This window comes from Hymenobacter coalescens, from assembly GCF_054783195.1.
Map to the genome: position 1 here is coordinate 127,705 of NZ_BAAGRA010000022.1, position 23,311 is coordinate 151,015.

22 protein-coding genes are annotated in these 23,311 nt (G+C 67.0%); 3 read left to right on the forward strand and 19 right to left on the reverse strand.

From position 1 onward, the window contains the following. Window positions 1-57: 57 nt before the first annotated feature. From ACYVKQ_RS20480 to ACYVKQ_RS20500, 5 genes are read right to left on the reverse strand one after another with little or no spacing between them, the layout of a single operon-like run. Window positions 58-1,311, reverse strand: coding sequence for a DUF4350 domain-containing protein (locus tag ACYVKQ_RS20480; protein ID WP_460677224.1), 1,254 nt, complete (start codon window positions 1,309-1,311; stop codon window positions 58-60). Then, window positions 1,311-2,093 carry a DUF4129 domain-containing protein gene (locus tag ACYVKQ_RS20485; protein WP_460677225.1) on the reverse strand — a complete coding sequence of 261 codons (783 nt, stop codon included), beginning with the start codon at window positions 2,091-2,093 and terminating at the stop codon, window positions 1,311-1,313. The genes ACYVKQ_RS20480 and ACYVKQ_RS20485 overlap by 1 nt, the downstream gene beginning before the upstream one ends. Next, window positions 2,093-3,046: a hypothetical protein gene (locus tag ACYVKQ_RS20490; protein ID WP_460677226.1), complete on the reverse strand. Its 954-nt coding sequence runs from the start codon at window positions 3,044-3,046 to the stop codon at window positions 2,093-2,095. The genes ACYVKQ_RS20485 and ACYVKQ_RS20490 overlap by 1 nt, the downstream gene beginning before the upstream one ends. A 36-nt stretch (window positions 3,047-3,082) precedes the next feature. Beyond that, entirely contained in the window at window positions 3,083-3,958 is an 876-nt protein-coding gene (locus ACYVKQ_RS20495) for a hypothetical protein (RefSeq protein WP_460677227.1), read from the reverse strand. A 32-nt stretch (window positions 3,959-3,990) separates the two neighbouring features. Beyond that, a complete protein-coding gene (locus tag ACYVKQ_RS20500; RefSeq protein WP_460677228.1) occupies window positions 3,991-4,980 on the reverse strand; it encodes a stage II sporulation protein M in 990 nt (329 codons plus the stop codon). A 90-nt stretch (window positions 4,981-5,070) separates the two neighbouring features. Between ACYVKQ_RS20500 and ACYVKQ_RS20505 the strand changes: the two genes are divergently transcribed. Beyond that, window positions 5,071-5,829, forward strand: a complete 759-nt coding sequence (locus ACYVKQ_RS20505) for an RDD family protein (protein ID WP_460677229.1) — start codon at window positions 5,071-5,073, stop codon at window positions 5,827-5,829. 94 nt (window positions 5,830-5,923) lie between these two features. Further along, entirely contained in the window at window positions 5,924-6,277 is a 354-nt protein-coding gene (locus ACYVKQ_RS20510) for a hypothetical protein (RefSeq protein WP_460677230.1), read from the forward strand. Between the two features lie 63 nt (window positions 6,278-6,340). On the opposite strand, the gene ACYVKQ_RS20515 is transcribed toward ACYVKQ_RS20510, so the two are convergent. From ACYVKQ_RS20515 to ACYVKQ_RS20525, 3 genes are all read right to left on the reverse strand, one after another. Beyond that, complete coding sequence (locus ACYVKQ_RS20515) at window positions 6,341-7,006, reverse strand: energy transducer TonB (protein WP_460677231.1); 666 nt, start codon at window positions 7,004-7,006, stop codon at window positions 6,341-6,343. A 63-nt stretch (window positions 7,007-7,069) separates the two neighbouring features. Continuing rightward, window positions 7,070-8,815 (reverse strand): GNAT family N-acetyltransferase, encoded by a 1,746-nt coding sequence (locus ACYVKQ_RS20520; RefSeq protein ID WP_460677232.1) that lies wholly within the window; start codon window positions 8,813-8,815, stop codon window positions 7,070-7,072. A gap of 198 nt (window positions 8,816-9,013) precedes the next feature. After that, the gene (locus ACYVKQ_RS20525; protein WP_460677233.1) at window positions 9,014-10,117 is read right to left on the reverse strand and encodes a hypothetical protein; all 1,104 of its coding nucleotides are present in this window, start codon (window positions 10,115-10,117) and stop codon (window positions 9,014-9,016) included. A 159-nt stretch (window positions 10,118-10,276) separates the two neighbouring features. Between ACYVKQ_RS20525 and ACYVKQ_RS20530 the strand changes: the two genes are divergently transcribed. Continuing rightward, entirely contained in the window at window positions 10,277-13,828 is a 3,552-nt protein-coding gene (locus tag ACYVKQ_RS20530) for a fibronectin type III domain-containing protein (protein ID WP_460677234.1), read from the forward strand. Window positions 13,829-13,903: 75 nt separating this feature from the next. Here the strand turns inward: ACYVKQ_RS20530 and ACYVKQ_RS20535 are convergent, their stop codons facing one another. From ACYVKQ_RS20535 to ACYVKQ_RS20585, 11 genes are all read right to left on the reverse strand, one after another. Then, the gene (locus ACYVKQ_RS20535) at window positions 13,904-14,563 is read right to left on the reverse strand and encodes a 3-oxoacid CoA-transferase subunit B (RefSeq protein WP_460677235.1); all 660 of its coding nucleotides are present in this window, start codon (window positions 14,561-14,563) and stop codon (window positions 13,904-13,906) included. A 27-nt stretch (window positions 14,564-14,590) separates the two neighbouring features. Next, complete coding sequence (locus ACYVKQ_RS20540; RefSeq protein WP_460677236.1) at window positions 14,591-15,898, reverse strand: serine hydrolase domain-containing protein; 1,308 nt, start codon at window positions 15,896-15,898, stop codon at window positions 14,591-14,593. Between the two features lie 40 nt (window positions 15,899-15,938). Next, window positions 15,939-16,643, reverse strand: coding sequence for a CoA transferase subunit A (locus tag ACYVKQ_RS20545; RefSeq protein WP_460677237.1), 705 nt, complete (start codon window positions 16,641-16,643; stop codon window positions 15,939-15,941). A gap of 172 nt (window positions 16,644-16,815) precedes the next feature. Beyond that, the gene (locus tag ACYVKQ_RS20550; protein WP_460677238.1) at window positions 16,816-18,075 is read right to left on the reverse strand and encodes a carboxypeptidase-like regulatory domain-containing protein; all 1,260 of its coding nucleotides are present in this window, start codon (window positions 18,073-18,075) and stop codon (window positions 16,816-16,818) included. Window positions 18,076-18,107: 32 nt separating this feature from the next. Beyond that, window positions 18,108-19,061, reverse strand: coding sequence for a bifunctional riboflavin kinase/FAD synthetase (locus tag ACYVKQ_RS20555; RefSeq protein ID WP_460677239.1), 954 nt, complete (start codon window positions 19,059-19,061; stop codon window positions 18,108-18,110). A 35-nt stretch (window positions 19,062-19,096) separates the two neighbouring features. Then, window positions 19,097-19,999, reverse strand: a complete 903-nt coding sequence (locus tag ACYVKQ_RS20560) for a DUF2268 domain-containing putative Zn-dependent protease (RefSeq protein WP_460677240.1) — start codon at window positions 19,997-19,999, stop codon at window positions 19,097-19,099. A 12-nt stretch (window positions 20,000-20,011) separates the two neighbouring features. Then, a complete protein-coding gene (gene truB / locus ACYVKQ_RS20565) occupies window positions 20,012-20,839 on the reverse strand; it encodes a tRNA pseudouridine(55) synthase TruB (RefSeq protein ID WP_460677241.1) in 828 nt (275 codons plus the stop codon). Between the two features lie 2 nt (window positions 20,840-20,841). Further along, on the reverse strand, window positions 20,842-21,648 hold the full coding sequence (locus tag ACYVKQ_RS20570; protein ID WP_460677242.1) for an undecaprenyl-diphosphate phosphatase: 807 nt from the start codon (window positions 21,646-21,648) through the stop codon (window positions 20,842-20,844). Between the two features lie 9 nt (window positions 21,649-21,657). After that, a complete protein-coding gene (locus ACYVKQ_RS20575; RefSeq protein ID WP_460677243.1) occupies window positions 21,658-21,957 on the reverse strand; it encodes a DUF3098 domain-containing protein in 300 nt (99 codons plus the stop codon). A 20-nt stretch (window positions 21,958-21,977) separates the two neighbouring features. Further along, window positions 21,978-22,373 (reverse strand): four helix bundle protein, encoded by a 396-nt coding sequence (locus tag ACYVKQ_RS20580; RefSeq protein WP_460677244.1) that lies wholly within the window; start codon window positions 22,371-22,373, stop codon window positions 21,978-21,980. A 28-nt stretch (window positions 22,374-22,401) separates the two neighbouring features. After that, window positions 22,402-23,295, reverse strand: a complete 894-nt coding sequence (locus ACYVKQ_RS20585) for a cell division protein FtsX (RefSeq protein ID WP_460677245.1) — start codon at window positions 23,293-23,295, stop codon at window positions 22,402-22,404. Between the last annotated feature and the right edge of the window lie 16 nt (window positions 23,296-23,311).

Here is a 23,311-nt window from a genome sequence, read left to right on the forward strand (position 1 = left end):
AGCGCAGCAAAAAATGAAAGGTCAGAGAAAAAACAGGCGGGCGGCCGGGAGGCGAGGTCAGGCCTCGGCCCGGCGGCGAAAATCGGTGAGCAGCTGGTGGAGCTGGTGCAGCTCGGCTTCCGACACGTGCTCCGCATCGAGAAAACCGTGCAGGCGGGCCAGCAGGGCAGTAACGTCGGATTGGGGCACGCCGGTGCGCAGGCTCAGCCGGCGCGGGTAGTCCGCGTCGATGCCCGCGGGCACGGGCTCCTGAAAGCGGGTGCGCAGGTAATCGAAGAAGAGGCGGATGCGCAGGGCGGCCAGCGGCTGGTGGTTGCGGCCGCGGCGGTAAAGGCCCGCCACGGTGCGCGCAAACTGCAGGCTGGTGTTGGGCAGGGGCCGCAGCGTGGGCACCGGCCGCTGCCGCCGCCGGGCCCCGAGCAGGGCGAAGAGCACTCCGCCGAGCAGCAGGCCGTACCAGGCCCAGCGCAGCGCCGGGCTGCGCTCCACCACGCGCAGCAGCGAGTCGTTGCCCGCGCGGCCCTGCTTGTAGAACTCGTCCCAGAGCACCGGCCCCGCCGGCAGGTACGCCAGGGCCCCGGCGGCAAAGCGGGCGTTCTGCCGGTACAGCAGGCCGTAGTTGCTCAGCAGCGCCGGCACCGTGCACAGGTACAGGTGGCCGCGCCCGACGGGCAGGTGCAGCAGCACCGGCTCGCGGCGGTTGTTGACGGCCAGCACCGTGGCCGCTTGCTGGTGGCGCGCCGAGTCGCGGCCCGCAAAATCTTCCAGCCGGCCCAGGGAATCGGTGTGAAACGCTACGGTGGCCGCGCGCTCGGGCAGGCGGGCGGTGCGCCCACCGAGGCCCGGCGCGGTCAGCCGCACGGAAAGCGTGTCGTCGGGTTTGTGGGGCTTGTAGTCGTAGCGGTGAGTCGTCATGCCCGTGGGCACTCCGCTCCACAGGCTGTCGACGCCGCCGAGCCGTTGCACGTTTTCGGCGGCAATCCACACCGTGCCGCCGCGCCGCAGGTAGCCCAGCAGGGCGTGGGCATCGGCCCGGCCGGGCTCAAACTCTTCCTGCACGAAGAGGTAGGTGGCTGGCGCCGCGGCGGAGTCCTGCAACTCCTCGTAGGGCGAGCGGCGCGTAGTTTGCACCGGCCCGCGGGCCACCGCGGGTAGAAGCTGAAACAGGGCGTAAGTATCGAGCGGGTTTTTGCGGCTGTTGCGGTAGGAGGGCGTCCAGTCCAGCTGCTTGGGGGCGCCGGCCATGATCAGTACCCACAGCAGGGTCAGGACGCCCAAGGTCGTAAGGGGCCAGCGAATCGAGCGGAGCATCAGGCGGCGCGGTTGGCGTGGAGGTCGGATAAAAAGGCCTGCCGGTCGGCGCGCACCTGCTCGTATTGGGCGGCCGTGAGCGGAAACTCCCCGTACCACACGTACTCAAACTGCCAGGTGAGGGCCCCGAAGGCGGAGGCTTGGCGCGGCGCGCTGAGGCGCAGCTCCGCGTCGTAGTGGTGGTTGGTTTTCTCCGGCAGCCACTCAATCAGGCCGCGGTCGGTGAGGGCCTTGAGCACCAGCAGGTACCCGAGCCGGGTCGCCAGGCGCCACTGCCCGGTTTCTTCAGCCTCGCGCAGCCGCTTGGGCAGCGTCGCCTCGTGCACGTCGTCGGCCTCCACGGCGAAGGGCACGGCCACGCGCCGGCCGCGGCTGCGCAGCCACTCGGCCGGCTTCAGCCCGAGCAGATGCATCACCACCAGTACCAGCGCACCCAGGGCCAGCGCGTAGAACACGAGGCGCCAGTAGACCACGGAGTCAGGCGAAAAAACCGTGCTGAAAAAGCGGCGCATCAGATCCTGCCACCAGCGGCGCAGCGGGTTGTCGGCCGGCGGGGCTTCGCGGTACTGCAGGTCTTCGTCGGCGCGCAGCCGGCGCAGCGTGGCGGCGGGGAAGTCGCGTACGCCGGCCGCCGGCGCGGCCGCGGGGCGCGCCCGACCGGTGACGCTGGCCGCCGACGGCCGCGGCTGCGGCTGGGCCAGGCCGGGGGCACCCGTGAGCAGGGCCAGCCCCAGCGCGGCTACCGCGCCGGCGCGCCGAAACGGTGCGGAAAAAACGGGCATCAGAGCGTCTGGTCGCCGTAGCTGGGGCGGAAGGGTGCGTCATCGGAGGCCGGACCAGCCGGGATGGTGGGCGTCAGGCCCAACTCCTCCAGGCGCCACTGCAGGCTTACATGGTCGCGACGCTCCACCAGGTTGAAGTACTGAAACATCAACAGGATGTAGAGCACAGGGTAGAGGATGAAGTTCACCGCCATCTGAATGGCCTGCGTGAGCACGAAGCCCGCGCCCATCACGCCATCGGTGGGCACGTCGGCGTCGGTGGCAATGAGCGCGCCGGCCATGATCGTGCCCAGCCCGCCCGAAATCATGCCGATGGCAATGGACGCCACCAGGAACAGGCCGAAGGTGGACCACCACTTGCCCTTGATCAGGGAAAAGCAGCGGCTGAAGCTGGTGCCCAACTCGCTGCCCTCGAACACCACCACGCAGGGCAACAGCAGCAGCACCACGTAGAGGTAGATGCCCGGCAGAATGAGGAAGAGCATCCCGATGCCGATGAGCACGGCGGCCACCAGGAAGTAGCCGAGCAGCGGCAGGATGTGCTGGCGCGCTTCGGCCCATACCTCGCCCACGGTCAGCGGCTGGGCAGGGTCGGGCTGGTGCATGCGGCACTTCACGAAGCCGTAAATCATGGCGTACTGGGCCATGAGGGCGGCCAGAATGAGCAGGCCCAGCCCGATAAAGGCCGGCAGCATGGTCAGGCCCACCATGCTGTTGCGCTCAAACAACTCCTGGTTGCTGGCCGCCAGCAGGATGAGCAACGCCAGCGGAACCAGGGCTACGGCCAGCGGCACGAGCAGCACTTTGTAGAGGTTGGGGCCGTGCTTGCCGAGGAAAGCCAGGGTGGCCTCGAACTTCTGGCCAAAGTCGCGCAGGCGGTAGAAATCCTGGGGCGTGGTAAAGGAATGGGCCGATTCGGCTTGGTAGACGGGCGCGGGGCGTTGCGGTTCCATGGGCGGCAAGGGGATAAGCAAGCGTGAAGGCAGAAGTTACAACGTCCCGCCGAATGGCGGGGCGTACGCGTCGTCGCCGGGGGCCGGGGCCTCGGGGGCCGCGCCCAGCTGGGCGGCGCGCCACTCCAGGCCCGGGCTTTCCTTGGTTTCCACGATGCTGAAGTAGTTGAAGGCCAGCAGCAGGTTCATGGTGGGGTTCAGGAAGAAAAACACCAGGGCCGTGAGCACGCTGAACGGCAGCGTAAACGCGGCTGATTTGTCCGCGCCGCCGGTGGCTACCAGGGCGCCGAACACCATGGCCGGCACGAACAGCAGCCCGATGAAGACCAGCCCGTACACCAGCGCCAGCCCGAACGTGGACCACCAGTGGCCCTTGATGAGCGAGAGGCAGCGCGAAATGCCGTTGTCTTCCAGGAAGAACACGGCGGGCAGCAGCGTCAGGGCCACGGCCACGTAGATGCCGGGCAGCACCAGCAGGAACATGGCAAAAACGGTCAGCAGGTTGCTGATGATGTACTGGCCGAAGTAGGCGCCCGTGCCGCTGGTGGCCGCCCAGATGTCGGCCACGGTGAGCTGGTGGCCGGGCGTCTGGTAGAGGTTCATGCGGGCCCGGATAAAGCCGAAGGTAATGCCCGTGCCCACCACCAAGCCCACGCGCTGGAAGATGCCGCCAAGGAAACCCGCGCCCGGAGTGCCATCGGGCAGGGTAGCCACGGCCACTTCGACGACGGTGCCCAGCAGCAGCCAGGGAGCCGTGTAGCGCAGCAGGGTGGCGAAGAAGACGCGGCCGTGCTCCCGCAGCAGCTGTGCGGCGGCTTCCCACTTCTGGCCGAAGTCGCGGGTTTGGTAGAAGTCAGCCGGCTGGCTAAAGGTGGGCGGCGCGGCGGCCACCGTGGAGGTAGAAGTGCTCATATAGGCAACTGGAGAAAATAAAACGACTTAAATCAGGGAGCCTCGGCATCCGCGTCGGGCAGTACGTAGCCCCCGCGGGCCGCGCGGCGGTGCAGCCACCACGGATACACCACGAAGTAGCCCACAATCAGCACTAACGACAGGGCAATGACGGGCACGCTCACGCTCAGCGGGTGGCGGGGGGCCAAGCGCGTCACGAAGCCTTCCAGGAAAGCGGCCAGCACGATGAGAGGCACCAGCCCGGCCATGAGCTTCATGCCGTCCTGCGCGCTGCGGCGCAGCGCCTCGCCGCGGGGGTAGCTGCCCGGAAACAGCAGCCCCCCGCCGAGCACCAGCCCGGCCCCGGCCGCCAGCACGATGCAGCTGATTTCGATGGTGCCGTGCAGCCAGATGGCCAGCGCCGCCCGCAGCCCCACACCCTGTTCGATAAAGAAGTACTGGAAGCTGCCCACCATCACCGCGTTCTTGAAGAGCACGTACACCGTGCCCAGCCCCGCCAGCGCGCCCAAAGCGAAGGTGGTCAGGGCCACGCGCACGTTGTTGTAGGCAATGAAGAGAAACATCTGCACCTCCGGGGCCGTGCCGTAAACGTCGGTGGGGCGGCCGCGGCGGATGTTTTCCAGGGTCATGTTCACGTACCCGTCGCCGAGAATAAGGCGCACGAAGGTATCGTCCTCGGCGGCCGACAGCGCGCCCAGCCCGGCAAACAGCAGGAAGGCTACCAGGGAGGCGAGCAGGGGCTTCCAGTGCCGGGCCACCAGCAGGGGCAGCTCGGTCAGCCAGAAGTGGCCGAAGCGCTGCTTGCGGGCCAGGGGGCGGCGGTATAGCTGCTCGTGCAGGCGCCCGGCCAGCTGGTTGAGGTGCTGCGTAACGGGCGCCGTCGGGTAGAAGGTGCGGGCGTAGGCCAGGTCGTCGGTGAGGGCCACAAAGCGTTCGGCTACCTCCTCGGGCGTGGCCGCGGGCTCGTGTTCGTAAGAATGCCACCGCTCATGGTTGCGGCGGATGAATACCACTTCGCGCATAAAGAAACGCCCAGCCAATCGGAGTGGGCGCAAAACGTGTCCGGAAGATGATACTTTTGACGGCATTCTGCAATTCTTTCCGCGCGCCGCATGGCCTTGCTACGCATCCCCACCACCCAGAACGTCACGCTCGAGTACGAAACCGCTTCCGTGGGCGAGCGTATCGCCGCCACCCTGCTCGACCTCCTGGTTATCATCGGCTGGATTATCCTCTGGGTGCTGCTGAGCGTGTACGGGCTGCGACCCAGCGCGGGGCTGCGCCTCGACTCCGGCAATACGCTGACCATCGTGCTGTTCGGGTTTGTGCTGCTGCCGGTGTTTCTTTACCACCTGCTGAGCGAGACGTTCTTCCAGGGCCAGAGCATCGGCAAGCGCATCATGAAGATCCGCGTCATCAGCCTGAGCGGCACGCCGCCGCGCTTTACTCAGTACCTGGTGCGCTGGGTGCTACGCCTGATCGACATCGACCTGATCTACGGCGTGGTGGCCATGGCCTGCATCCTGGGCAGCGGGCGCGGGCAGCGCCTCGGCGACCTGGCCGCCGGTACCTCCGTGGTGCGGCTGGGCCGCCGCCAGACCACGGCCGACAACCACCTCTTCGGCCCCGCCCACGTGGACCCGCACTACCGGCTCACGTTTCCGCAGGTGGCCAGCCTGTCCGACCACGACGTGCGCCTGATTCAGGAGCTGGTCACCCAGAGCGAGCAGCGCGGGGCCTACCACATCCTAGCCGACGTAGCCCAGCGCGTGCGCACGCTCACTGGCATCCAGACGACCATGCCCGACCACGAGTTTCTGCTGGTGGTGCTCCGCGACAACGCCCACCTGGCCGCCCAAACCAGCGAGTAAAGCCGGCGGCCCCGGTGCTGCGGCCAACTCCGCGCCCGCCGCTTGCGTACTGCCAAGGGCCGGGAGATACGCATTCCGCCCGGCGCCCGTCCCCATGAACAACGAATCGAGCTTCCGCCAAAACCCCGACGAATTTCACGGCCTCGGTGCCGATAAAGACGAAAACATCCAGCGCGGCCAAAACGCCGCCCACAAGCGTCCGCAGGAAGGCCAGACCGGCCAGCTCACCGTGGGCCACGGTAACCATAGCCCCAACTACGGCGAATTCGGCAAGCCCGAAGGCGCCGCCGCAGCCGCCACGCCGGAGGGCTTTCAGCCCCGATACGGCCAGGAAACGCCGCCCGAACTCGACGATACCCACCACGGCGACGACCGGTTCCGCAACAGCGGCACCCGCAACTGGGAAACCAACGAGCCCAACAACCCGCACCGCGGCACGGAGGATTAAGTAGCCCGCCGTACTTGCCAACGCCACACGGCCCGCTGCAGCTGCAGCGGGCCGTGTGGCATTTTACCGGGGTGCGTAAGCGGTGACGAGCACTTCCAACTCATCCGGCCGGCGCGCCGGGCTGCCCACGCGGCGCGCCACGTCCTGGCCGCTTTCGCCGCGGCCGGCCAGCGTGAAATGCACCAGCAGCCGAAACCGCGCCTCGGTGGGGCGGCCCAGGTGCACGGCGGGCAGCCAGCGGTTGGGGGCGGCCTGCAGCACCTGCAGCGCGTGCTCGTCGCAGGCCGCCGACACGGACTGCTCCACCGCGAAGTCTGTGGCCTGGCCTTGGGTGTTCACGGTGAATCCAATAACCACCGTGCCCTGCTGCCGGTCGCGCAGGGCGGCGCCGGGGTAACGCATGTGCATGCCCAAGTACTGCATCAGCGTGGGCAGGCTGCCCAGAAACCGGGGCGCGCGGCCGTGCCGTGCCTCGCGCCACTCCGTGCCCACCCGCAGGCGGTAGCGGGCTGTGTCGGGCCGTACGAATACGACGCGGCTCGAATCGTAGTCAATGGATAAATCGAGTTGGCCGCGGCTGTCGAAGTACTGCCACAGGCCGGAAGGGCGGCCGTTGGTCAGCGTGCCCTTTTCGTATTGGGTATCGATGCGCCGGGGCTTGGCGCTTTGGGCCAGCAGGCCGAGCGGCAGCAGCCCCACACTGAGCAGCAGTATCAGACGACGAAGCATACAAGCAAAAAAATAACGGGCCGCAAGATAGCGGCCCGTTAGGCTTTCCCAGTTCGGCAGCGCTTAGCCGGCGGTGTGCTGCAGCTTGTTCTTGCGGCCGGCGCGCAGGCTGCTGCGGTCTTCGCCCTGGGCCAGCAGCTCGTCGTCGCGCTCGGTTTTCTTCACCCAGCTCACCGAGTACAGGTCCTTGCGCCGGTCGCGCAGGTTGCGCACGGCCCCGGAGCTGTTCAGGTCCTTGAGCAGGTCCAGGTCGAGGTCGGCGATGAGCGTCATCTCCGTGTTCGGCGTGGCCTCGGCCACGATGGCGTCGTGGGGGAAGGCGAAGTCGGAGGGGCTGAACACGGCCGACTGCGAGTACTGGATGTCCATGTTTTCCACGCGCGGCAGGTTGCCCACCGAGCCGGTAATGGCCACGTAGCACTCGTTTTCGATGGCCCGGGCCTGGGCGCAGAGGCGCACGCGCTGGTAGGCGTTCTTGGTGTCGGTCCAGAACGGCACGAACAGAATCTTCATGCCCTCATCCGAGAGCATGCGCGAGAGTTCGGGAAACTCCACGTCGTAGCACACCAGGATGCCGATTTTGCCGAAGTCCGTGTCGAAGCACTTGAGCTTGTTGCCGCCGCGCATGCCCCAGTAGGAGGCTTCGTCGGGGGTCACGTGCAGCTTGTACTGCTCGTCCACGGTGCCGTCGCGGCGGCAGAGGTAGGCCACGTTGTGCAGCTTGCCGTCGGTGTAGAGCGGCATGGAGCCCGCCACGATGTTGATGTTGTAGCTCACGGCCAGCTCCATGAACTTGGCCACCAGCGGCTCGGTGAAGGCCGCCATGGCGCGGATGGCCACCGAGGGGGTGTCCTCGTTGGTGAGGGCCATCAGCGGGGCGTTGAAGAACTCTGGGAACATCACGCAGTCGGCCTTGTAGCCCGACACGGTATCCACGAAGAACTCGATCTGCTGAAACAGGTCCTCCAGGCTCTTGGTGCCGCGCATCTGCCACTGCACGATGCCGATGCGCACGTTCGACTTCTGGTTGCCGATCAGCTTCTCCGAGTCCTCGTCGTAGTACACGTTGATCCACTCCAGCAGGGTGGCGTAGGCCTTGGAGTCGCCGTCGTAGGGCAGGTAGCCGCGGATGAGCTTGCGGACGTAAAAATCGTTGGCCAGCTGAAAGGTGAGGATGGGGTCGGACAACTCCTTGTTGCGCACCATCTCCACGTACTTCTGCGGGGTCATTTCGCTGGCGTACTGGGCGTAGCCGGGAATGCGGCCGCCGGCCACCATGGCGCGCAGGTTCAGGTTTTCGCAGAGCTCCTTGCGCGCGTCGTAGAGGCGGCGGCCCAGGCGCAGGTTGCGGTACTCCGGGTCCACGAACACGTCCACGCCGTAGAGCGTGTCTCCGTCCGAGTTGTGGGTGTCGAATTTGCCGTTGCCGGTAATCTTAACGTAGGTGTGCCGGTCGCCGAAGTCCGAATACTGCACGATGATGGCCAGGGCCGCGGCCACCACGCGGCCGTTGTCCTCGATGCAGATCTGGCCCTCGGGGAATTTCTTGAGCAGGTTGTTGTACTCGTCCTGGGCCCAGGCGCCTTCCATGTTGGAGTACACCTGGTCCATGATGTCGCGCACGGCCTTGTAGTCGGATTTGCGCAGGGTGCGCAGCACCAGCTTGTGGGCCGCTACGGTCGCCGGGATAGGACTGCCGTCCTCGGAGGTGTTGGTTGGGCCGGCCACCGTAGCAACGGTGGTAGCCGCCGGTTTTTTATCGGCCTTTTTGGCCTGGCCATTGGATTTGGCGGAAGAAGTCGAAGCCATGAGTGCGAAGGGATGAAGCGCCCGGCAAAAGTACGCGGCCGGGAATGGACGCGCGGGCGCAGTCCATAGCAACGTTGGGAGGGGCGGCGGTGTTCCAGCGCCGCCCGTTAGCCGCGGCCAGGTGGTCAGCCGCGGCCAGCTCGTTCCGCACCAGGCAGTGCCAAACGCGGCCCGTCCTCATCCTGAAAAATGCCCGCGCTAGTAGCGCACCAGCTTGCCCCGGCTCACCGTGCCGTCGGCCTGGCTTACCCGCAGCAGCAGCAGCCCCTGCCAGGCCGCCTCCAGCGGCAGCTGCTGCGTGCCGCTCGCCAGCCGATACCGGCCCAGCATGCGGCCGGTGGCATCGGTTACCTGCACGTCGGCCGGGGCGGGCAGCTGCAGGTGCACGGCTTCGCCGGCCGGGGCGCCGGTGGGCCAAGCGGTCAGAGGGCGGGAAGGCCGGCCGCCAGCCGCGCTCAGCGGCCGCAGGCGCCGGTACACGTCGCGGTACTCCACGGCCGTAATGATTTCCTGGCCGCCCACCTGGCTGGTGGTGATGGTGAGCACCGGTACGTGCACCGTCTTGGCCAGCCACTTGTACTCGCGGCGCACCGGCAGCGTCTGGCCCTGGCCGGGGCCCGCGCCCACGACCACGCTGTCGTGGTCTTCGAGGCGCGTCACCAGGCGCACCGTTTGGAAGGTGCCAAACGGCGTGGTGAGCGTGCCCCAGGCGTCGGGGCGGTTTACGCGCTTGCGGCGCTGCGAGAGGTAGCCCGTGCCCGGCAGGCTGATCTGGAAGTAGGAGTTGCTGGAGTCGGCCGGGCTGCTAAAGCTCAGCGGGAAGCGGTAAATCACGTCCTGCTGCGCCTGGCTCTGGTAAGTGACGGGCACGCCGAAGCCGCTGACCGTGCCGCCGAAGCCTACCGAGCGGAAGTCGTTGGTGGAAAGGTTGTAGAATTCCACCGGATCGGCAATGGGCACGGGCAGGCCGGCGGGCAGGCTGCGGGGCGACACGAGCGTGGCGCGGTTCACGCCGCCCAGCGGGCCGAAGGTGAACTGCAGCGTGGGGGCTGTGGTGTTGAGCGGCACGTAGCGCTCCACGCGCTGGGCCGTGGGCGTCAGCGCGGCGTAGTTCCAGGTCTGGTTGGGCCCGCGGCGCGTAAGCGGCGGCGCGCCGGCCGGCAGCCCCGGCGCGGCCTGGCTCAGCCGCAGCGTGTCGCCGATGACGGGCATGTCGGTGCGGTCGATGCTGGGCGAGGTCTGGGCCCAGGCGGCCGGGGAAACGCTCAGCAGGAGCAACAGCGGGTAAAGGTTTGGGCGCATAGGCGGGCGTTGGCTTATCAATGAGCAATATAGTCGGCGCGGGGCGGGCCACGGCCGGCGGTAAATTTATTGCCGCTTCAGGCCGGCCAAAATGGCGCCTAATGCCGTCTATATAGTAGCTTCAACGCCCAAATGTGTTCCGTGTCCTAACCCGCTTCTATGCCCCGATTTTACTCGTTTACCGTCTTGCTGTGGCTGCTGCTGAGCGCCGGCGCCCTGCGCGCCCAAACGCTCAACGGCTACACCTTTCAGGCCCAGAACAGCCCTTACGCTCCCCTCGGCGCCGGGGCCACCGCGCTGCCCGCCCTCGAAACCGACGATGCGGTGGCCACGCGGGTGCCGCTGGGCTTCGTGGTGGTGCTCGGCGGCCATTACTACGCCGACGTCAACGCGTCGTCGAACGGCTGGCTGAGCTTCTCCGATCAGACCCTGCCCCGCAACTCCGCCCCCCAGCCGTACTCGCTGTCGTTTTACCGCGAAGGGGAAGCCATGCTCGCCCCGCTGTGGGCCGACCTGAGCGGCACCGGCGGCACGGCCCGCTACGCCACCACCGGCACGGCCCCGAACCGCGTGTTTGCCATGGAGTGGCTAAACTGGCGCTGGGGCAAGGGCGCTCCGCAGCCCGTCGTGTCGTTTCAGGTGCGCCTCTACGAAGGCAGCAACCGCATCGAGTACAGCTACCGCGCCGAGGCCGGCAGCCTCGACAGTTCGCAGCCCAACAGCGGCGCCTACGCGGGCCTGAGCATCTACGATTTCGGCCTGGGCTACAGCCGGTACCTGGCCCTGAGCGACCTGGGCAGCGCGCCGACCCTGAACCCGCCGGCGCCCTTCTCGGTCATTCTCACCAAGCCGGCCTCCGGCCAGCTGTTCCGCTTCACGCCCACGCCCAACACGCTGCCGCCGTGCGAAGCCCCGCTGTACACCAGCCTGGATCAGCTGCGGCGCACTACGGCCAAAGTCACCTGGCGGCTGAATCCGCAAGGGGCGGGGGGCAGCCCACGCGTGCACTACGGGCCCCGGGGCTTCGTGCTCGGCAGCGCCGCCGATCAGGTGGTGCGCGGCGTGATGGGCGACTCGGCCACGCTCACCGGGCTCGTGCCCGACACCGAGTATGAATACCTCGTCGAAGTGGATTGCGGCCCGGGCGTGGCCGCCGTCCGCTCGCCCCGGGGCAGCTTCCGCACGTTTACACCCGCCGCCAACGACGAGGGCCGCAGCGCCGTGTGGGTGCAGGTGGCCCCCACCACGCGCGACAACAACCTGACCTGGGGCGACTGCGCCGACGCTACCGCGTCGTTGCCGCCCAATGCCACCTGCGGCGGGCAGCCCGGCGTGCGCGACGTGTGGTACGCCTTTCGGGCCACCGAAACCACCCACGAAATCCGGGTGCGGGCCAGCAGCGGCCACACCAACGGCTTCGTGGTGGAGCTGCGCGACAACTACAACCCCGGCCTCGGGCCGCTGGCCTGCGCCGTGAGCCCGGCGCCGCTGCGCTTTTCCGGCCTGAACGTGGGCCAAGCGTATTTCCTGCGCCTGTACCAGCTCACGCCGGGCATCAGCTCGTTTACGCTGGCTGTGCTGGGCACGCAAATCACCGTGCCGGCCAACGATAACTGCTCCACTGCCCAGCCCCTGACGGTGGCCGCGGCCCCGGGCGTGGGCCCGGCTACGGCCGGCACCGTGCGCGGGGCTACGGCCAGCGGCCTCGGCCAGGGTGGCCTGGGCGCCTGCGCGCTCGGGGGGGGCGGCCCTTCCAAGGACGTGTGGTACAGCTTCGTGGCGCCCGCCTCGCGGGCGGAGGTGCAGCTGACGGCCCGGTTCCAGGTGGGAGTGGAGGTGCTCAGCAACTGCACCACGGCCCCAACCAACTACCAGTCGTGCATCGTGGTGCCGGCCAACCGGCTCGGTCGCCTGCCGCTGACGCAGCTTATCCCCGGCGCCACCTACCTGCTGCGGGTGTACAACCAGTGGGAAACCGTGGTGCTGGACAACGCCACGTTCAACATTGCCGTCAGCCGCCAGGCCGCGCCGCCGGCCAACGACGAATGCTCCGGGGCCACGCCGCTGACCGTGGCCGCGCCGCTGGCGCCCCGCACCCGGGGCACGCTGGAAGGAGCTACCTTTTCCGGGCTGGCGCACCCGGCTTCGCCCTGCTCCGCAGCCCCCAGCTCGGGCCCGAACCCCGTGCCCGCCGGCGACGCGGACGTGTGGTATTCTTTCGTGGCGACGTCCGCCGCCCACGGCCTGTACCTGAACAGCACCCGCGACGCGGTGGTGGAAGTGCTCAGCAGCCCCGGGGCTACGCCCTGCGCGGCCAGCGTGGCCCCGCAGCGGCTGGCCTGCGCCCTGGCCCGGGCCGCCGACCCCAGCTTTGGCCCCGACCGCCAGGTGCCGCTGCCGGCGCACCTGCGGCTGACCGGGTTGGTGGTGGGCCAAACGTACTGGGTGCGGGTGCTGGCCACGGCCGTGCCCACGGCCATCCGGCCCGACGGCGAAGCCACGTTTGAAATAGCCCTGCGCGACGAACCCGTGCCCGCCAACGATGAAATAACCGGTGCCCTGCCGCTGACCGCCTCGGCGGTGGCCGGCACCTGCACCAACCCCACGGAATTCACGCTCGTAGGGGCCACGCCCTCGTTTCAGCCGACGGGTGCGGACCTGCCCCAGCGCGACGTGTGGTTTAGCTTCGTGGCCCCGCCGGCTTTGCCTGGTAATACCACCTCGGGTATGACGGCGTTTCTGGGGGGCGAAACCCTGCTGCAGGGCGGCATGCAGCTGCTCGAAAGCGTGGCCCAGGGGCCCAGCTCCTCCTCCGGCTGGACGCCGGGCATCCGCCTGGTCGGTCCGGCCATCGGGTCGAACAGCCTGGTGCCAGGGCGTACCTACTACGTGCGCATCTATAGCACGCTGCCCCAGCCGGAGCCCGGCCTGCGCTACACCCTGTGCCTGCGGCCGCGCATCACCAACGACGAGCCCTGCGGGGCCCTGCCGCTGGCCGTGGATGCCGCCGGGCAGTGCGCTGCCCCCGTGGTGGGCACCACCCGCGGCGCCACCCGCACCACCACTACCGGCGGGGTACGCCTGCCCGTGCCCAACTGCGGCTACACCACCGATGCCGTGGATGTGTGGTACCGCGTGGTGCCCACCACCACGGCCTTCACCCTGCGCTGCGACGACGTGACGGTGGCGGCGGCCCGGCTGTACCGGCCCACCACGCCCGGCGGCACCTGCAGCGGGCCGTTTCAGCTGGTGAGCTGCCAGAATACCCTCGTCGAGAACCTGGCGCCGCGGGCCCTGGGCACCGTGATGTTCGACGACCTGACGCCCGGCCAGCCCTACTACCTGGCTATTTCCAACGGGTCGTCGGGCCAGAACATCATCGGCGACTTCACGCTCTGCACCCAGCCGGCTACCACGCTGCCCACCCGCCCGGCGGCCGAGCGGCGTAGCCTGGAGCTGTGGCCCAACCCGGTGCCGGCCGGCGAGCTGCTCACCGTGCAGCTGCCCGCCGGGGTGGCCGCCGCCAAGGCGCGCGTGGAGTGGCTCTCGCCCCTGGGGCAGCGCCTGCCCGCGCTGGGTACGCTGCTGACCACGGCCCGGGCGGGCGAGCTGCGCCTGCCCACGGCCGGGCGGGCGACGGGCCTGTACCTGCTGCGCGTCTGGCTACCCGACGGTCAACCGCTGCCCGCCCAGCGCGTGCTCATCCAATAAAGGCCGAGCCTGAACGAGAAAAAGGGCCCGTTGCGCTGCGCAACGGGCCCTTTTTCTATTTATCAGCGTCAGCGGCTACACGCCCGTCATTTCGGGTACGCCGCCGGCCGGAATGACCAGCTTGCCGGCCGTGGCGGCCTGAATCTGCTCCACGGTGACGCCCGGGGCCCGCTCGCGCAGCACGAAGCCGTCGGGGGTGATGTCGATAACGGCCAGCTCGGTCACGATTTTCTTCACGCAGCGCAGGCCGGTGATGGGGAGCGTGCAGTCGGTGAGCAGCTTGGAGGAGCCGTCCTTGGCCACGTGCTGCATGGCCACGATGATGTTTTTGGCCGAGGCCACCAAATCCATGGCGCCGCCCATGCCCTTCACCATCTTACCCGGAATCTTCCAGTTGGCAATGTCGCCGCGCTCCGATACTTCCATGGCGCCGAGGATGGTCAGGTCCACGTGTTCCCCGCGAATCATGCCGAACGACTCGGCCGAGGAGAAGAGGCTGGAGCCGGGCAGCGTGGTCACCGTCTGTTTGCCGGCGTTGATCAGGTCCGGGTCCACTTCGGCCTCGGTGGGGAAGGGCCCCATGCCCAGCAGCCCGTTTTCGGACTGCAGCTCCACGTTGATGCCGGGGGGAATATAGTTGGCCACCAGCGTGGGAATGCCGATGCCCAGGTTGACGTAGTAACCGTCTTTGACTTCCTGCGCGATGCGCCGGGCAATGCCGTGTTTGTCTAGCATGAGAAGGGTGGGAGAGAGTAGCGGAAGTTAGTTGGCCGGCGCGCCGGGGGCGGCCGTCACCGCCTGTCGCACCTGCTGCTTGAATTTGGCGGGCAGGTCGCGGGCGGTGGTGTTGGGGTATTTCTGAGTGTAGAGCAGGGCCACGATGTTCAGCGTCGGGTCGACCCAGTACGTGGTGCCGAAGATGCCGCCCCACTCGTAGCTGCCCTCCGAGAGGCCCGACTCCGCGGCCGTAGCGGCCGTGGTGATGCTGAAGCCCAGCCCGAATTTGTTGCGGCCCTGCTCCAGCGGGCCGATCTGGTTCGTGGTCATCAGGTGCACGGTGGCCGGCTTCAGCAGGCGCCGGCCCTGGTGCTGGCCGCCGTTGAGCAGCATCTGCAGAAACGCGGCGTAGTCGTCGATGGTGGAAGAAAGGCCCGCGCCGCCCGAAAAATACGTGCCCGGCCGCTTGGGGTAGTCGGGCGTGAAGGCTGGGGTAGCGGGCGTTTTTACCAGGGCCTTCGCGGCGTCCTCGGTGTACAGGCTCACCAGCCGGGTCTGCTTGTCGGCGGGCAGGTAGAAGTAGGTGTCGCGCATGCCGAGCGGCTCGAACAGGCGACGGCGCAGAAACTGGTCGAGCGGCTGCCCGCTCAGCACCTCGACCAACCGGCCCGCCACGTCCACGCTCAGCCCGTAGGTAAACCGTTCCCCGGGCTGGTGCAGCAGCGGCAGCCGGCCCAGCGCATCCATGGCGGTGGCCAGGGTGCCGCCGGGCGTGCCAATGCCGCTTGGAATGCCCGCTTTGGCGTAGATGGCGCGGGCTTCCGGGCTGCCGATGGCCGGGTAGCCGATGCCCGAGGTGTGCGTGAGCAGCTGCCGGATGGTGACTTCGCCCCGGGCCGGCACGGTGGTGTAGCTGGAGTCCTGGGCGTTGAAGGTCGCCAGCACCCGCGGCTGCCCAAACGCCGGTAGGTACTTCGACACCGGGTCGTCGAGCTGAAACTTGCCTTCCTCGTAGAGCAACATCAGCCCCACGCTCGTCACGGCTTTGGTCTGAGAGGCAATGCGCACGATGGCCTCGGGCCGCAGCGGCGTCTGCGCCGCCACGTCGTCGTAGCCAAAGGCCTTGCGGTAAACCACCCGCCCGTCGCGCACGACGAGGGCAATGGCTCCGGGCAGCTGGCCGGCAGCCGTGTACGCCTGCAGCAGCTCGTCGAGGCCCGTTAGCTGCCCGGGCTTTGCCGGCTGGCTGCGCGCGGGCGCGCTCCGGGGTTTGGCCGGGGCCGTCGCCGTCTGGGCGTAAGCACCGCCGTGGCACGCCAGGCCGAGCAGCAGAACGTAGGCAGCGGATTTCACAGGATGCGGATGATGGATGGGGCTGAAGGAAAGAGGCAGGTTAGCTGACAGCGGCTCGCACCGTGCGCTGCTCGATGCGCTTCTCGTAGTGCTGGCCCTGGTAGATGCGTTGCACGTAGATGCCGGGCGTGTGAATCTCGTTCGGGTCCAGCTCGCCGGCGGGCACCAGCTCCTCCACCTCCGCCACCGTGATTTTGCCGGCGGCGGCCATCATCGGGTTGAAGTTGCGGGCCGTGCCCTTGTAAATCAGGTTGCCGGCCGTGTCGCCCTTCCAGGCTTTCACCAGGGCGTAGTCGGCGTGCAGGGCCGTTTCCAGCAGGTACATCTTGCCGTTGAACTCGCGGCTTTCCTTGCCTTCGCCTACTTCGGTGCCGTAGCCGGCCGGGGTGTAGAAGGCCGGAATGCCCGCGCCGCCGGCGCGGCAGCGCTCGGCCAGGGTGCCCTGCGGAATCAGCTCCACTTCCAGCTCGCCGGAGAGCAGCTGCCGCTCAAACTCGGCGTTTTCGCCCACGTAGCTGGAAATCATCTTCTTCACCTGCCGCTGCTGCAAGAGCAGCCCGATGCCGAAGTCGTCGACGCCGGCGTTGTTGGAGATGCACGTGAGGTTTTTCACGCCCAGGCGCAGCAGCTCCTGAATCGAGTTTTCGGGAATGCCGCACAGGCCAAAGCCGCCGAGCATGAGCGTCATACCGTCGGTGAGGCCCAGCAGCGCGGCCTGGGCATCGGCCACTACTTTGTTGATCATGGGGGAGTGGGAATGGGAAAAGAGCAGATGGGCGCCCGGCGCCCGGGGCGCCGGACAAAGAAAGCGGGGCGCCCGGCAAGTTGCCCGGCGCCCCGCAAACCTACAGGTTCTTGTTGGTCCGCCCAATGCCGGGGCGGAACGGCCGGTCGTCGCCGAACCGGACGGCCCCGGGTCAGGGGCGGGCCGTCTTCGGGCGGGCGGGCGCGGCCGAGGCCGCCGGCACCACGTAGTCGAAGGGCAAAAACTCCCCAATCTTCTCAAACCCCCAGTACTCGCCCACGGAAACGTCCAGCGGGTTCATGAGCGAGCCGTCGGCCTTGATTTCGGCCTCGCGGCCCTGCAGCCGCAGCCGCGACACCTGCCGCTTGGCCGGATAGGGCGTGCGCGAGGCGCCCAGCGGCGACATGGGCCGCTTGTAGCGCGGGTCGGGCGCCTCGCCGAAGTGGGCCACCTGCAGCTCGCCGGTGAAGCGCAGGTACACGCGCTTGCCGTCGGCCGACACCCGGCGGATGCTGTCGATGGGCAGCGCGGCGGGGTTCAGCGTGGCGTACACCGGACCCGAGCGGCTCCACAGGCTCAGGGAGTCCTTCTCGGCCTTGGTCAGGTCGCTGCCGTCGGGGTGGCGCTCCAGCAGCATCTGCCGCAGGCTGTCGGTTTGGCCGAAGCGCTGGTTCACCGTCACCTTGATCTGCTGGGCCATGAAGTCCTCGGTGCGCAGCTTGTTGCGGTACACGCTGCGCAGGAAGTGCATAAACGAGCCTTGGTAGGCCGCTTGGCGGTTAGCCGCCCACTGCTGGCGCTGCTGCTCGTCCTTGGGCTTCATTTCCTCGAACACCGGCTCGCCGTAGTAGGAGACGGAGCCGTCCTCCGGGTCGTACGAAAACTCCATGCCGTAGTACTTCAGGCGGTAGCCGAGCGCGTCGTTGTCCACCTGCGCGTACTCCTTGGCCCGGGCCCGCAGCACCTTGTCTTCCTCGTCGAAAAACACGCGCACGGCCTCCGGGTTGCTGATGTGGCACTGCTCCGAAAACGTGGTGCCGCCCAAAAACAGCTGCGAAAACTGCTGGTACTCCTCGGGCTTGTTGGGCTCAGGCTTAATAACCACCTCGCCGATCTTGTTGCCCACCGGAGCCAGCAGCAGCGTGAGCTGCTGGGGCCCGCCGCTCACGGTAATCGATTGCTTGGAAAGGCGGTAGCCCACGTACGAGCAGACGAGGTCGTAGGTGCCGGCCGGCACGCGCGCTATTTCAAATTTGCCCTGCTCATTGGTGGAGGAGCCGAACGTGGTGTTGGCCAGAAACACGCTGGCAAATTCCAGGGGCTGCTGCGTGAGCGAGTCGAGGACGACGCCGCTGAGCTTGCCCTGGGCCTGGGCGGCGGTGCCGGCCAGCAGCCCGCAGCCTAGCAGAAACATCCGCAAAAAATTCTTCATAGAAGGAGCTAGGGTACAAAATCCGGGCCGGCTTAGCCGCCGACCAGGTGTTGGCGGGCCGCGTCGGCGTCCAGGGCCAGCTGGGCCTTGAGCGCGTCGAGGCCGCTAAACTTCTGCTCGTCGCGCAGGCGGGCCACAAACTGCACCGTCAGCAGCTGGTCGTACAGGTCGCCGTCGAAGTCGAGCAAATGGGCCTCCACGGTTTCCTGCACGTCGCCGCCCACGGTGGGCCGCACGCCGATGTTGAGCATGGCCGGGTGGCGCGTGCCGGCCGCCGTGGTGGCCATGACCGCGTACACGCCGCGGCCCGGTACCTGCTTCAACGCTTCCGCCGAGCGAATATTGGCCGTGGGGTACCCAATCGTGCGCCCGAGTTGCTGCCCGCGCACCACGGTGCCCGTGAACGGGTAGTCGTAGCCGAGGTAGCGCGAGGCCGTGGCCACGTCGCCGGCCTCCAGGGCGCGGCGGATGCGGGTGCTGCTCACGCCCACCGCATCGACGTCCTCGCGCGGAATTTCCTCCACTTCAAGGCCGTATTCGGCGGCGTGCTCGCGCAAGTACTCGAAGCTGCCCTCGCGGTTTTTGCCGAAGCGGTGGTCATAGCCGATGACCAGCTTGCTGGTGCCCACCGTGCCGAGCAACAGCTCGCGGATGTACTGCTCGGACGTCCACTCGGCAAATTCGCGGGTGAACGGCACAATCAGCAGGTAGTCGACGCCGTAGCCTTCCAGCTTCTCGATGCGCTCCTCCAGGGTGTTGAGCAGGTGCAGGGGTTTGGGCTCGGGGTGGGAAAGCGGCGGGGCCAGCACCAGCCGCGGGTGCGGCCAGTAGGTGATGACGACGCTCGGCCCGCCGGTTTGCCGGGCTACCTCCTGCAGGCGGTGCAGAATCTTCTGGTGGCCCAGGTGTACGCCGTCGAAGGTGCCGCTGGTTACCACGGCATTGGTCAGGCGCGGAAACGCGGCGGGGTCACGGACAACTTGCATGGGCAATAAGGGGAAAGCAGAAGAACGAAGGTGGCTTAGTGAAACGAAGTGGCGTAGCCGCTGAGGCGCAGAAATTCCCGAGCATCTTGGATGTGCAGCAGGTCGTATACGGCCTGCCGCTTGTTGGGGGCGCGGCGGTAGTAGGCTTTGATAATCTGGTAGCCCAGGCAGTAGCCCAGGTCGGCAGGGCGCCCAGCGGGCCGCTCGCCGCCGTAAAGCCAGAGGGCAAAGCTGTCGTTTTCGCCCAGGTTCTGGTCGCGTTCAAACTCCTGCCAGAGTTGCTGCTCGCGGACCCGGGCGTAGTCGTAGTTTGGTCCGGCAGCCGGGCGTCCCGAAATCAGCTCGGCCAGGAAGTCGGCGCCGCCTTCGATCAGACACTGCTCCAGCAAAATCCGGTACTTGTAAGAGATGCGCTGCTGGGCATGAGCCAGCTCGTGTGCCACCAAGGGGGCAATGTGGGCCGGCTCGTTCATTTCCGCTCCGATGAGCTGCCCCTCGGGCACGGAGTTGCCGCCCACCAAAAAGCTCCCAACGGCGAAATACACGGGCGGAAACACCGCGGCCGGGTACACCCGCTTCAGCGCCCGGTACGACGCGCGGCACTGCGGCACGGCCTCGGACATGCGCAAGGAAGCGGACCGGGCGCGCTCGTAATCGGCGCGGCGGCGCTGCACCACCCGCAGCAGGGAGTCCGGGTGGGCCAGGCCGCTCTTGTCGAGTAGGATGCGGGCGCCGATGCTGGCTTTGGCCGTATAAAGGGCAGCAAACGGATTACCGGGCTGTCCGCCCCGCCAAGCGTCGTACGCTTGCCAGAAGTAGCGCACGTCGTCGGTAAAGAACTGCGCTTTCCGGGGTTGGGTAGCCGCCGACTGCGCCCGTAAGGCCGGGCTAAGCAGGCCCAGACCCCAAACCAACAGCGGAAAAATAGCACGGCGCATGGCAGCGGGAAATTAAGGCTGGTCGGGGTCGGGTTCAGCGGCCTGCTGCTGGGTGGCATCGTAGTGCTCCAGGCCGAGGCGGCGCTCCGGGCGGGGTATCCGTTCGCGGCGCGGGCGCTCGGCTTCGCCTTCCGGGCGCGGCGGGCGGCGGGCTTCGATGTCGGCCATGCTCAGCGCATCCTCCAGCCGGTACTCCCCGATGCGGGTGCGTACGAGCTGGGTGAGGTGGGCGCCGCAGCCCAGCAGCTCGCCGAAGTCGCGGGCGAGGCTGCGGATGTAAGTACCCTTGGAGCACACGATGCGGAAATGCACGTCGGCGCCGTTGATGTCGGGCAGCTCAAAAGCCTTGATGTCGACGGTCTTGCTCTTGATTTCGGCCGTGTCGCCGCGGCGGGCTACCTCGTAGGCCCGCTCGCCGTTGATCTTCACGGCCGAAAACAGCGGGGGCGTCTGCTCGATCAGGCCGGTGAGCCTGGCGGCGGCGGCCAGCAGCTCCTTGCGGGTGAGGTGCTGCCAGGGCTTTTCCGCGTCGACGGCCGTTTCCAGGTCGAAGGAAGGCGTGGTCTGGCCCAGGCGAAAGACGCCCGTGTACTCCTTTTCCTGCGCCTGGATCTGGTCGATGGTTTTGGTTTTTTTGCCCGTGCACAGGATGAGCAGGCCGGTGGCCAGCGGGTCGAGTGTGCCGGCATGGCCGATCTTGCGCGGCTTGAGGGCGTACTTCACCTTCTTCACCACGTCGAACGAGGTCCAGCGCAGGGGCTTGTCGATGAGCAGTACTTCGCCGGGCTCGGGTTCGGGCTCGGGGCGCGTGGGCTTGCGGGGCGGAAACGACGGGCTCATACTTATACCAGCTGAAGGGGAATCTGCAGGGCCAGCATCAGCAGCAGGATGACCCCGACGATGATGCGATAAATACCAAAGACGCGGAACCCGTAGCGCGCCACAAAGCCCACGAACAGGCGAATGGCCAGCAGTGCCACCACGAACGCCACCACGTTGCCGAAAGCCAGCAGCTTAATCTGCTCGCCCGACAGGGTATTGCCTTCCTGAAAATAGTCCAGCAGGTCCTTGGCGGCGGCGGCGGCCATGGTGGGCATGGCCAGGAAGAAGGCAAACTCCGCCGCGGCGCGGCGCGTGAGCTTCTGCGAGAGGCCGCCGATGATGGTGGCCGCCGAGCGGCTGACGCCCGGCACCACCGCAATGCACTGGAACAGACCGATGACGAAGGCCTGCCGCCAGCCCGGGTTGGTCACCGGGTGGCCGCCCTCCTGCGGGTCTTCCTGCGGGAAAAGCCGGTCGATGAACGTGAGCACGATGCCCCCGATCAGCAGCGACACGGCCACCGTCGTCACCGACTCTAGTAGGGTGTCGATGTGCTTTTTGAGCAGCAGGCCCACCACCACGATGGGCAAAAAGGCCACCAGCAGCTTCAGGTAGAAGTCGAAGCTCTGAAAAAAGCGCTTCCAGTACACGGCCAGCACCGAGAGGATGGCGCCGAGCTGAATGACGACCAGGTAGAGCTTGGTAAACGCCGTGGGGGGGATGCCCAGCAGCGCCGAGGCAATGATCATGTGCCCGGTGCTCGATACGGGCAAAAACTCAGTCAGCCCCTCGACGATGGCCAGGAGCAGGGCGTGCCAGTAATTCATCCGGTAAGCTTAGCGGCGCTGGTAAGTGGGCTGCACGGGGGCAGCTGGGGCCGTGGACTGGGGCGGGGTGCCGGGCGCGGGGGCCGCGGGCGGCGTGGCGCTCGGCGCCGGACCCGACTTGGCCATGATGGCAAAAAACTCCACGATAAAGCCGGCCGCCAGCAGCAGCGGACCCAGCGTCAGGCCCAGAAAGCCTTCGCCGTAGTCCTCGCCGTCGAGGCTCATGGTGATAAAACCGGCGGCCAGCAGGCCGAGCCCGAGAAACATCAGGCGGTAGTTGCGCGGCCCGAAGGCAAAACGAGGAGACATGTGGCTAAATGGTCAAATGGCTAAATGGTCAAATGGCTGTTGGTGTACTTCACCAAGGCATTGATCATTTTAGGGAGCCGTTGAAGTTCTTGAAAAACGTGGGTGTACTGTTCCGGGGTAGACAACTGACGCACCTTGGCTTTTTCGTTCCAGTCCAAGGCTTCGAATAGGGAACCGTGGGCAATCCGGTAAAATTTGATCTTATCTTTCTTGCCATAACGGCCAAAACCCTCCGCAATGTTGGCCGAAACACTGTCAACGGCCCGAATAAACTGCTCGCCGACGGTGCGTTGCGCCATGGGTGGCCAGCTGGTTACCTGAGCCCACACCGCGTTGCTCAACGCAAAGCTAATGCGGTAGCACTCGATGTCGGCCAAACGCAGGTACTTGCGTGGGGAGGAAGGAGGGTCAGCCATTTAACCATTCGACCATTTAACCATAGCCCTAATACAGATCATCCAGCGACATGCGCAGGTACTTGCGCACGGCCCGGTAGGAGCTGAAAAAGCCGATGACGCCGCCCAGCACCAGCAGGGCCACCAGTACCGCCCCAATGAGGCGGTCGTCGCGCAGCAGGTGCAGCTCTTCCAGCGAGTAGTACGCGTACTGCAGCAGGGCCAGCAGCAGCAGGCCCGCCAGGGCCCCGCTCATCACGCCCTGCCAGGTGGCCCGGCGCAGGAAGGGCTTCTGGATAAACCAGGACGTGGCGCCCACCAGCTGCATGGAACGGATCAGGAAGCGCTGCGAGAACAGGGCCAGCTTGATGGTGTTGTTGATGAGCACCGCCACCACCAGGGTCAGCAGCACGGCGAAGCCCAGCAGCACCGCGCTGATTTTGCGGATGTTTTCGTTGACTGAGGTGATGAGCGTCTGCGGGTACGTCACTTCAAACACGCCCTGCTGCTGCTGCAGATCCTGGCTGATGCGGCGCAGCTGCACCGAATCGGAAAACTCCGGGTTCAGGCGCAGGATGAACGCGTCGCGCAGCGGGTTGTCGCCCAGCAGCTCAATCGGGTCCTCGCCGGTGCGGTCCACAAACTGCCGCACGCCCTCTTCCTTGGAGAGGAAACGCACCTGCGGCTGGTCCAGGCGGTAGGCGATGTACGGCTTCTGGGCCAGGGTGCGCTGCAGGCGCAGCAGCTGGGTTTCGGGCAGGTTGCGCTCCAGAAACACCTGGACTTCCAGGTTTTCCTTCACCACCCCCGAAATCTTGTGCGCGTGCACCAGCAGCAACCCGAACAGGCCCACCACCAGCAGGGCCATGGTGATGCTGAACACCACCATGGTATACGGATAGGAACCAAGCTTCTTCTTGCGGGCGGGGCGGAACTGGGGCATTGGGGCAAAAGTAATG